8 protein-coding genes are annotated in these 8,806 nt (G+C 71.3%); 3 read left to right on the forward strand and 5 right to left on the reverse strand.

The genetic code is table 11. The features are described 5' to 3' along the window. Positions 1-90: 90 nt before the first annotated feature. On the reverse strand, positions 91-900 hold the full coding sequence (locus tag ABD978_RS19395; protein ID WP_345355859.1) for an SAM-dependent methyltransferase: 810 nt from the start codon (positions 898-900) through the stop codon (positions 91-93). A 210-nt stretch (positions 901-1,110) separates the two neighbouring features. Between ABD978_RS19395 and ABD978_RS19400 the strand changes: the two genes are divergently transcribed. Together ABD978_RS19400 and ABD978_RS19405 are read left to right on the forward strand one after the other, a co-directional pair. Next, a complete protein-coding gene (locus ABD978_RS19400) occupies positions 1,111-1,251 on the forward strand; it encodes a hypothetical protein (protein WP_345355862.1) in 141 nt (46 codons plus the stop codon). Positions 1,252-1,268: 17 nt separating this feature from the next. Continuing rightward, positions 1,269-2,606 (forward strand): UDP-glucose dehydrogenase family protein, encoded by a 1,338-nt coding sequence (locus ABD978_RS19405; RefSeq protein ID WP_345355865.1) that lies wholly within the window; start codon positions 1,269-1,271, stop codon positions 2,604-2,606. 45 nt (positions 2,607-2,651) lie between these two features. On the opposite strand, the gene ABD978_RS19410 is transcribed toward ABD978_RS19405, so the two are convergent. The 4 genes from ABD978_RS19410 to ABD978_RS19425 form a co-directional block, all read right to left on the reverse strand. Next, positions 2,652-3,485 (reverse strand): NAD(P)H-binding protein, encoded by an 834-nt coding sequence (locus ABD978_RS19410; RefSeq protein WP_345355868.1) that lies wholly within the window; start codon positions 3,483-3,485, stop codon positions 2,652-2,654. Positions 3,486-3,608: 123 nt separating this feature from the next. After that, positions 3,609-5,921: a penicillin acylase family protein gene (locus tag ABD978_RS19415; RefSeq protein ID WP_345355871.1), complete on the reverse strand. Its 2,313-nt coding sequence runs from the start codon at positions 5,919-5,921 to the stop codon at positions 3,609-3,611. Positions 5,922-6,122: 201 nt separating this feature from the next. Further along, positions 6,123-7,181: a CU044_5270 family protein gene (locus ABD978_RS19420; RefSeq protein ID WP_345355874.1), complete on the reverse strand. Its 1,059-nt coding sequence runs from the start codon at positions 7,179-7,181 to the stop codon at positions 6,123-6,125. After that, positions 7,174-7,782, reverse strand: a complete 609-nt coding sequence (locus tag ABD978_RS19425; RefSeq protein WP_345355877.1) for an RNA polymerase sigma factor — start codon at positions 7,780-7,782, stop codon at positions 7,174-7,176. The genes ABD978_RS19420 and ABD978_RS19425 overlap by 8 nt, the downstream gene beginning before the upstream one ends. A 194-nt stretch (positions 7,783-7,976) precedes the next feature. Between ABD978_RS19425 and ABD978_RS19430 the strand changes: the two genes are divergently transcribed. Beyond that, positions 7,977-8,492 (forward strand): hypothetical protein, encoded by a 516-nt coding sequence (locus tag ABD978_RS19430; protein ID WP_345355880.1) that lies wholly within the window; start codon positions 7,977-7,979, stop codon positions 8,490-8,492. The last annotated feature ends 314 nt before the right edge of the window (positions 8,493-8,806 follow it).

The following is an 8,806-nucleotide window of genomic DNA, read 5'->3' on the forward strand; positions in this document are numbered from 1 at the left end:
CCTTGCCAGGCTTTCACTGGCGTCCACTGGGGCTAGAGCGCAGCGAACGCCAATGATCGACCATGCCGTTTCAACGGCGCGGACGGCGGGTCAGGGTTTGCGGCCGATGCCGCCGTACAGGGCGACGTCCTCCTCGGGGGTCAGTGGCGACACCTCCGGCCGCCACAGCGGGCACGACACCACCCCGGGCTCGATGGGTTCGAGGCCGTCGAGGAAACCGGCGAGCTGCCGCGGGCTGCGCAGGTGGTACGGGACCGCGCCGGTGGCGTTGTACTGGCGGAGCGCCTCCCGGTAGGCCGGGTCCGTGTCGACGCCGTCGCGGATCGCGAGGAAGCTGCCGGGCGGCAGCGGGTCGAGCAGGCGACGTACGATCGACCGCGCCTCGTCGTAGTCCTCCACGTGGGCGAGGATCCCCATGAGGATCACCGCGACGGGCCGGTCGAAGTCGAGGGTCCGGGCCGCCTCCGCCAGGATCTTCTCCGGCTCGCGCACGTCGGCGTGGATGTACTCCGTCGCGCCCTCGGGAAGTCCGGTCAGCAGCGCCTCGGCGTGCGCGAGGACGAGCGGGTCGTTGTCCACATAGACGACCCGCGCGTCGGGAGCCACCCGCTGTGCGACCTCGTGGGTGTTGTCCACGGTCGGCAGGCCGGTCCCGATGTCCAGGAACTGCCGGACGCCGGCCTCTTCGGCGAGGTACCGGACCACGCGGCCGAGGAAGTAGCGGCCGATCCGCGCCAGGTCGACGATCTGCGGGAACAGCTCACGGACGCGGTCCCCGGCCTCCCGGTCCACCGGATAGTTGTCCTTGCCGCCCAGCCAGTAGCCGAAGATCCTGGCCGAGTGCGGCACCGAGGTGTCGATCTTGGGGCGCTCGGCCGGTGGGGACAGTTCATCAGACATCGGCTCAACTCCTGCCAAAACGGTTAACCCCAACGTTGCGAACGTAACCCACGCACCACTTTTCACTCCTCCATCGGCACGGGGCGGCCACAGGTGGCCGGAGGCGGTCGCCGGACCGGCGCGCTCCGACCGCGAATCGTCCGGCCGTCGCCGGGCACAGCGGACGGTTTCCAGACCCACCGGATCGTCAAGGGGTGGGGTACCGGCAACATGTTCCGTGGCAACAAGATCGACTTGGCGGGCGGCAACGGTGTCGGCATCAACGACACGGCCGGCGGCAACACGATCCTCTGCGACAACAAGGTGAGCGGCGGTCGGCTCACCAAGGACGGCACGTGCGTCAACAAGTGAATCAAGGAGACAACTGCATGAACCCGAAGCCGACCGAGCTACCCCGGCTCACCGTGATCGGCACCGGTTACCTGGGGGCCACCCACGCGGTCTGCATGGCCGCCCTGGGGTACGAGGTCCTCGGCGTGGACGTCGACGAGAAGAAGATCGCCAAGCTGGCCTCCGGCGAGGTGCCCTTCTTCGAACCCGGCCTGCCCGAGCTCCTCACGAAGGCGCTCGACTCCGGGCGCCTCCGGTTCGGCACGTCGTTCGAGGAGGCGGCGGCGTTCGGCGACGTCCACTTCATCTGCGTCGGCACCCCGCAGCAGCCGGGTTCCGACGCCGCCGACCTGACCTACGTCGAGTCGGCCGTCCGCGAGCTCGCCCCGCATCTGGAGCGCCGCGCCCTCGTCGTCGGCAAGTCGACGGTGCCGGTCGGCACCGCGTACCGCCTCACCCACCTCGTGCAGGAGCTCGCGCCCGCCGGCACGGAGGTCGAGCTGGCGTGGAACCCGGAGTTCCTGCGCGAGGGCTTCGCCGTCGAGGACACGATGCGCCCCGACCGGCTCGTCTTCGGCGTCGCCACCGACTGGGCGAACGAGCGGCTGCGCGCGGCGTTCGCCCCGATCCTGGACCTGGGCACGCCCGTCGTCCGCACCGACCTGGCCACCGCCGAGCTGGTGAAGGTCGCGGCGAACTCCTTCCTCGCCACCAAGATCTCCTACATCAACGCGATGGCCGAGGTCTGCGAGGCGGTCGGCGCCGACATCAAGGACCTGGCCGACTCGCTCGCCCTCGACGACCGCATCGGCGGGAAGTTCCTGCGCCCCGGCCTCGGCTTCGGCGGCGGCTGCCTGCCCAAGGACATCCGCGCCTTCGCGCACCGGGCCGAGGAGATCGGCGTGGGCCAGGCCGTGTCGTTCCTGCGCGAGGTCGACGCCATCAACCGCCGCCGCCGCGCCCGTACGGTCGACCTGGTGCGCGAACTGCTCGGCGGCCGGCTCGCCGGGGCGAACATCGCGGCGTGGGGGGCGGCGTTCAAACCGAACTCCGACGACATCCGCGACGCGCCCGCCCTCGACGTGGCCCGCACCATGCACGGGCTGGGCGGTTACGTACGGGTGTTCGACCCGGCCGCGCTGGACAACGCCCGCCGCGCCTACCCGGAGCTCCGCTACGGCGACAGCGCCCTGGACGTCGCGCGCGACGCCGACGTCGTGGTGCTGCTGACCGAGTGGGCCGAGTTCCGCGAGGTCGACCCCGCCGCGCTCGGCGAGGTCGTCCGGCACAAGCGGATCGTCGACGGCCGGCACGCCCTGGACGCCGACGTCTGGCGCGCCGCGGGCTGGGAGTACCGCGCCCTCGGCCGCAACTGACCCCCGTGGCGGCGCGGCCGGTGAGCCGGCCGCGCCGCGCTTTCTTCAGCGGAAGGCGTCGGCGTGCTCCGCGGCCCACTGGCGGAACGTCAGCGCGGGCGTGCCGGTGAGCTCCCCGACCGTGGCGGTCACCTCGGCGGGCCGGTCGTCGGGCCCGCTCAGCAGGGCGTCCACCAGCGCGGGCGGCCAGCCGTCGCCCAGCATCGACGCCCGCGCCGCCTCCGCCGTGGTCTGCTCGAAGCGCAGCGTACGGCCGACGGCCTCGCCGATGATCCGGACCCGGTCGGCCGTGGTCAGCGCCTCCGGACCGGTCAGGACGTACTTGGCGCCGTCGTGGCCGTCCTCGGTCAGCACACGGGCCGCCACGGCCGCGATGTCGGCCTCATGGATGATCGCCTTCTCGCCGGCGAAGGGATAGCGGACGACGTCCCCGGTACGGACCTGCTCGGCCCAGCCGAGCGTGTTGGCCGCGAACGTCCCGGCCCGGAGGAAGGTCCAGCCCAGGCCGCTCTGCTCGATGGCGCGCTCCAGGTCGGCATGGAACTGGTTGATCAGGTCGGCCTGCCGCTCGGCCCGGTCGTCCACGCCGAGGGAGGACAGGTAGACGACGCGGCGGGCTCGTCGCTTGATGGCGTCGAGCACGGCGGGCGCGCCCTCGGCGTCGAGGAACGGCCAGACCAGGAACACCGAGTCGACGCCCTCGAGGGCCGCCTCCAGGCTCTCCGGCCGCCCCAGGTCCCCCGCCACGGTCTCCACCCCGGCGGGCAGCCCGGCCGCCTCCGGGTCACGGGTCAGCGCACGGACGCGGACACCCGACGCCGAGAGACGAGTGACGAGATGCCGGCCCACGTTGCCGGTCGCCCCGGTGATCAGAATCATCTGGCTCCCCCTCTTACGCGAATCTTCTCGACGGGGACCATACGACCTAAACCAAAGTTGAGGTCAACCGAACGTGCGGCGGCGTCCGCCGGGGACGGTCCCCGGCGGACGCCGCGCGGCGCGTCAGCCGGTGACGCGGGTCGTGCGGTACGCCGGATCGGCGGCGATCTCGGCGTCGGCGAACCGGTCCTGGACCCACCGCTTGGCCGAGAACAGGCGGGTCTGGTCGGTGTGGTGCGGCGAGCTCGGGTTCGCCGACTCGGAGTAGGTGAGGATCGTCGACGCCCGTGGTCCGGCCGGCGTGAGGGACACGGCCATGATGAAGCTCGAGCCGGAGGTCACGTCGGAGTAGGTGCCGTCGGCCTGGAGCGGCAGGCTCGCGGGATAGATGGCGTTGAAGCAGCCCTCGGCGCCCGGGCAGCCGGGGATCGCGATCCCGGCGTACCGCTGCGCGGCGCCCAGCGGCTCGTCCAGCGGCACCTTCAGCGCCGTCATCCGCTGGACGGTGTCGGCGACGGCACGGCCGACGCCCGGATCGGCGGTGTTCAGGTCGCGCGGCGTGGTCACCGGGTGCGCGGGGTCGAACGGCGTGCGGAACAGCCGTGACGCCGCCGCGGCGAAGAAGAACGCCCGCCACAGGACGGCGCCCTTGCTGCCGGTGTCGGTACGCAGGTCCCAGGCCGCCAGGACCCGGCACGCGGAGCGTACGTCCACCGACGTTCCGTCGGTCGCGGTCAGCGTCGGATGCGCGCGGCAGTAGGCCACGAGCTGGTCGCGCAGCAGCTCGGCGCTCAGGTCGCGGTCGCCGAGCATGGTCCGCCGAAGGCTCGCCAGGTCGAAGCCGCGCGGTCCGAGCCCGTCCGTTCCGGCGAGCCGCTGCTTCACCATGTCCAGGCCGAGCCGGGTCCGCAGCGACCGCTCGGTGCCCGTGTCCCCGAAGATCCGCGGGAACCCGGTCAGCGGCGCGTCCGGGTTGGTCAGCCAGGGGCTGTTGTTCGAGTTGGTCACATAGTCCGTACGGGACAGGCGCGGCGTACGAGAAGGCCCGAAGATGCCCGGCTCGATCGCGTCCGGGTCACTGCCCCACGCGCAGCGGGACGTCGACCCGTCCAGCGCGAGCTCCGGGCCGTCGACCGCGCAGCTCTTCAGCTGGTCGTCGGTGACGTGCGGGGCGACCGACGCGTCGGCGTAGTACGCCTGCCCGGTCGAGTCCGCCGCGATCGTGTTGGTGAACGGGACGCCCTGGTAAGTGTCCTGCGCCTTGCGCAACTGCGCGACGCTGTCGGCCTGGTCCATCGCGAGCCAGGTGTTCATCGCCCGTACGTTGCGCGCGTTGACGTCCCGGATCGCGTACGCGTTCGTGGTCGTCCAGCCGTCCGCGACCACGGGCCCGTACCGCGAGTCGTACAGCGTCCGGCTCACGCTGCCGAGTCGGCCGTCCTTGCCGCGCACCTGGACCGTCACGGTCCGCTTGGTCATCGCCTCGCGGTGCCCGTCCACGACGTACGAAGTTGGGTCCCCGGGCACGAGCGTCAGCCGGTAGAACGTGGCCCGCGCGGCCGTGGAGACGGTGTGGCTCCAGGCGAGATGCTCGGTGTGCCCGATCTCGACGAGCGGCGTCCCGTACAGGGCGACGCCGCTGACGTTCAGCCGGCCGGGGATCGTGAGCTGCACCTGGTAGAACCGTCCGACGCCCGCCCACGGGAAGTGCGGGTTGGCCAGCACCATGCCGCCCGTGCCGCCGCGCGTCGCGCCCCGGCCCAGCCCGTACGCGTTGCTGCCGGCGTCCGCCTTCGGCAGCACGGGCGGCTTCGTCCTTACCGCCTTGCCCGCCGTGGGCGGCGCGGCGTCGACGATCGGGTCGATGGCCTGCTCGACGCCCTCGATCTGCGTGACCTGGTACATGTCCCGGTAGACGTCCAGCTCCGTCATCGGCCGCACCCACGCGGCACCCCGGCAGGTGGAGTCGGGGAGCCGGGAGACGCCGGTGTCGCGAAGGTAGCGGTTGTAGCCCGCGACGTAGCCGCGGACGATGTCCCGCACCTCCCGCGTCGGCCCGAGCGGCGCGGGCTGCGCGATGAGCCGGCGTACGGTGCCGGACCGCAGCTCGGCCTGCTGGTACACGTCGCTGGCGAGGTTCGACGTGCTCACCAGCGGATCGTCGGTCGCGGCGTCCGGCCCGAAGTACCGCGACCGCTCCCCGGCCAGCGTGACCAGGTGCGACGCCATGACGCACAGGTTGTCCTGGGCGAACGCGTACCCTTCCCCGAACCCGAGACCGGCGTAGTCGGCCGCCTTGACGTGCGGGATCCCGTACGCCGTCCGCCGGATCTCGGCCCGGTAGGGCCCGGTGGGCGCGGCCCCCGCCGGTACGACGACGGCCAGGGGGAGTGCGGTGAGCGATGCCACCGCGCATGTGACGAGCTTCCATCTCATGGAGATCACCTCGGGCTCATGATCCGGCCCGGTTGATCCTTTTACATCGCCCCTGCGGCGGGTTCCGCGTTCCCCCGAACGGATGACGCCGCCCACCCGTCCACCCCAAGGTCGTACACCCCTGTGGCGGCACTGGGCCGCGGCCGGCCGAACGCCTGCGATCGCCGGGGCGATCGGAGGCGTTCGGCCGGCCCTTGCCCGCTAGCCGCGGTGCGGTGTCTCGTTGGTCCAGCCCGCGAACAGCACGACGGTGCTGTGCAGCACGGTGCCGGGTCGCATGCCCTTGTCCACCCCGCCGGCCTGGACGACCACGTTCTGGTCGCCGATGATCTGGTACGTCTTCGGATCGAGGATGACCTCATAGTCGTAGACGGTCCCGCTGCCGTCCCGCATCGTGCTGCGCGCGGCGAGCCCGATGCCGTCGCGGCCACGGGCATCCTGGACATGGGGCAGCAGCCGGATCCCGGGGACCTCCGCGAGAGTCCGGAAGAAGGCCGCCCGCGCCTTCGGCGACAGCGGGATCTCCGTCAGGATCGACTGGCCGTTGAAGAGCGAGTCGAACGCTCCGGCGACCGCGGTCGGGTCCGCGGCGACGGCGAGCTGCTTCCTGAGCTTGGCGGGATCGGTCGCGATCTTCTCCATCTCCGCACTGTTCTGCACGGGCGTGTCGTGGTCGGGCTGCCACTGACCGCCCGCCGCCGTCAGCCGTCGCATGACGTCGTTCGACGGCACGGTCCAGTGGCTGGGCGACCCGGCCCGCTTCCATGCCTCGCGGTCGGACGGGGTGACCGGCCGGGTGCCGAGCTCACGCTCCCACATCACGCTCTTGTCGCGGCCCGTCCGGGAATGCCACTCGTCGGTCTCCGCGAAGGGAGCGATCTGGTAGCCGCCGCCGGCCGGACCGACGTGGTACGCCTGGCCGTCGATGGTGTGAGTACGCCAGTAGCGGCCGATCGGTTCCTGCGCCGCCTTCTCCGCCGCCGTGAGCAGGATGGCGCGGGCCGGAAACACCCGTGGCGGGCCGGTGGGCGTACGACTCGGCGTCGGTGGCCCGGCGAGCCCCACGACGAGCGCGGCGGCCGCCGCGACCGCGGTCAGGCCGAGTCCGGCGAAGCCCACGCGCGGGCGCAGCCATGCTCGTGAGCGTCGTGTGTCCGGCTTCCGGTGGGCGTTGCGGAGCCGCTCCCGGCCGTCGGCCACCACATCGGCCGACGGCTCGTTCTCCGTCAACGCCAGTTGGAGCATCTGCAGGTCATCCATTGAGTCGTCCTTCCTGCCCTAGAGCCGCGCGTACCTTCTTACGAGCCCGGCTCAGCCGGGACCCGACCGTGCCGTACGGGATACCGAGCGCCTGCGCGACCTCGTCGTGTGACAGGGCACCGAGCCCGACGAGCAGCAGGACGTCCCGATCTCCGGTCGACAGGCCGGCCAGTGCCTTGGCGATCTGCGGCCGGAGCCTCGCCGCGTCGGCCTGGTCGATCACCCGGCTCTCGTGGCTGTCGGTGTGATCGTCGGGTGTCGCGCGGGCCATGGCGCGATAGCGGCGGACCTCCTTGCGGCGATGCTGAGCGACCAGGTTCGTCGCGATGCCGAGCAGCCAGGCCCGCGCGACACCGCGGGCGACGTCGAAACTGTCGCGTTTACGGAAGGCGATGACGAAGGTGTCCGCGGCGATGTCGTCGGCCGCGTCGGGGCCGAGCCGGCCTGCGACGTAGCGATAGACGTCATGGAAGTACCGGTCGTACAGGTCGGTGAAGCCGGTCGTGTCCGCCGTGGCCGGCTCGGGCGACTCGCGGGTCCGGGCCGGTGCGCTCACGTCACGCGCGCTGTCATGGGGGGAACCTCCGGGTTGGTCGGTCATCACCGGTTCTTCGCCGAAGCCCACCGGCGCTTTCACGGACGGCCCTCACCGACGGCCTCCACCACGGCACCGACCGTGCGCCCGCAGCGGCATCACGGTCGCCCGCCCGGGATCTGACGAAAAAGACCGTGAAAGCGATCCGAGACACCGGCGAAGAAGCAGTGACGAACGAACCACCGACACGGAGGACACAGATGAAGAGCACGTTCACGCGCCGGACGACCGGGCTGCTCGCCGCGACCGCGATCGCGGGCGGTGCCGCCATGACGACCACGCTGGGCGCGTCGGCGCAGGCCAGGGACACGGCGACGGCGATCGGCTCGAGCTCCGACCGCGCCGCCTGCACCGAGGCGCACGGCAAGCTTCAGCCGCGTCTGGCCGCTTCGTACAAGATCACGGGCGGGGACGAGGACGTGCACGGCGTCCCCGGCGGGACACTGCAGGTCCTGGTCTCCGACCGGTGCCGGACCATCTGGGTCAAGACGGTGAAGCTCAAGAAGTACGCCACGCGGCCGGAAACCACCGTCGCAAAGATCTCCTTCATCGACGCCCCGCACCACCGGCTGACCAAGCGCGTCGAGAAGACGACGCGCAACAGTGTGGAGACGCCTGCGGCGCACAACCCCAGCACTCGCTCCGGCGTATTCCACGTCGAAGGCGGATTCGTGGGCCCCTACCAGTTCGACTCGGTGCACACCTACCGCTACTGACGACGCAACGTCCTCGACGGATGGATCATTACGCGCTCCGGATGACTTTTCTGACGTAGACCATCGCCGAAGTCATCGATAGCGGCCCTGGGGGCTCGGCAAAGACTCATCGTCGAGCCCCCGGCCCTCCGACACCACCGAGGAGATGCACGCCGGGCGCCAGAAAGAGCGGAGGACGACCTCACGGATCCGGGCACCAGCGAGAGAGTCGTCAGGGGTTTCCGCTCTGCGCTTCGAGCTTCGCACGTAGCCGGGCTAGGGCCTGTCCGGTAGATCTTGGCGTTCGGCTGAGGTCGATCTTGTGTCGGGCTTTG

This window comes from Actinoallomurus liliacearum, assembly GCF_039542035.1.
Classification (GTDB): Bacteria; Actinomycetota; Actinomycetes; order Streptosporangiales; family Streptosporangiaceae; genus Actinoallomurus; species Actinoallomurus liliacearum.

Excerpts from the sequence above, each read along its gene's own strand:
- ABD978_RS19395 (WP_345355859.1), bottom strand. The coding sequence starts at position 900 with ATGTCTGATGAACTGTCCCCACCGGCCGAGCGCCCCAAGATCGACACC.
- ABD978_RS19400 (WP_345355862.1), top strand. The coding sequence starts at position 1,111 with ATGTTCCGTGGCAACAAGATCGACTTGGCGGGCGGCAACGGTGTCGGC.
- ABD978_RS19405 (WP_345355865.1), top strand. The coding sequence starts at position 1,269 with ATGAACCCGAAGCCGACCGAGCTACCCCGGCTCACCGTGATCGGCACC.
- ABD978_RS19410 (WP_345355868.1), bottom strand. The coding sequence starts at position 3,485 with ATGATTCTGATCACCGGGGCGACCGGCAACGTGGGCCGGCATCTCGTC.
- ABD978_RS19415 (WP_345355871.1), bottom strand. The coding sequence starts at position 5,921 with ATGAGATGGAAGCTCGTCACATGCGCGGTGGCATCGCTCACCGCACTC.
- ABD978_RS19420 (WP_345355874.1), bottom strand. The coding sequence starts at position 7,181 with ATGGATGACCTGCAGATGCTCCAACTGGCGTTGACGGAGAACGAGCCG.
- ABD978_RS19425 (WP_345355877.1), bottom strand. The coding sequence starts at position 7,782 with ATGACCGACCAACCCGGAGGTTCCCCCCATGACAGCGCGCGTGACGTG.
- ABD978_RS19430 (WP_345355880.1), top strand. The coding sequence starts at position 7,977 with ATGAAGAGCACGTTCACGCGCCGGACGACCGGGCTGCTCGCCGCGACC.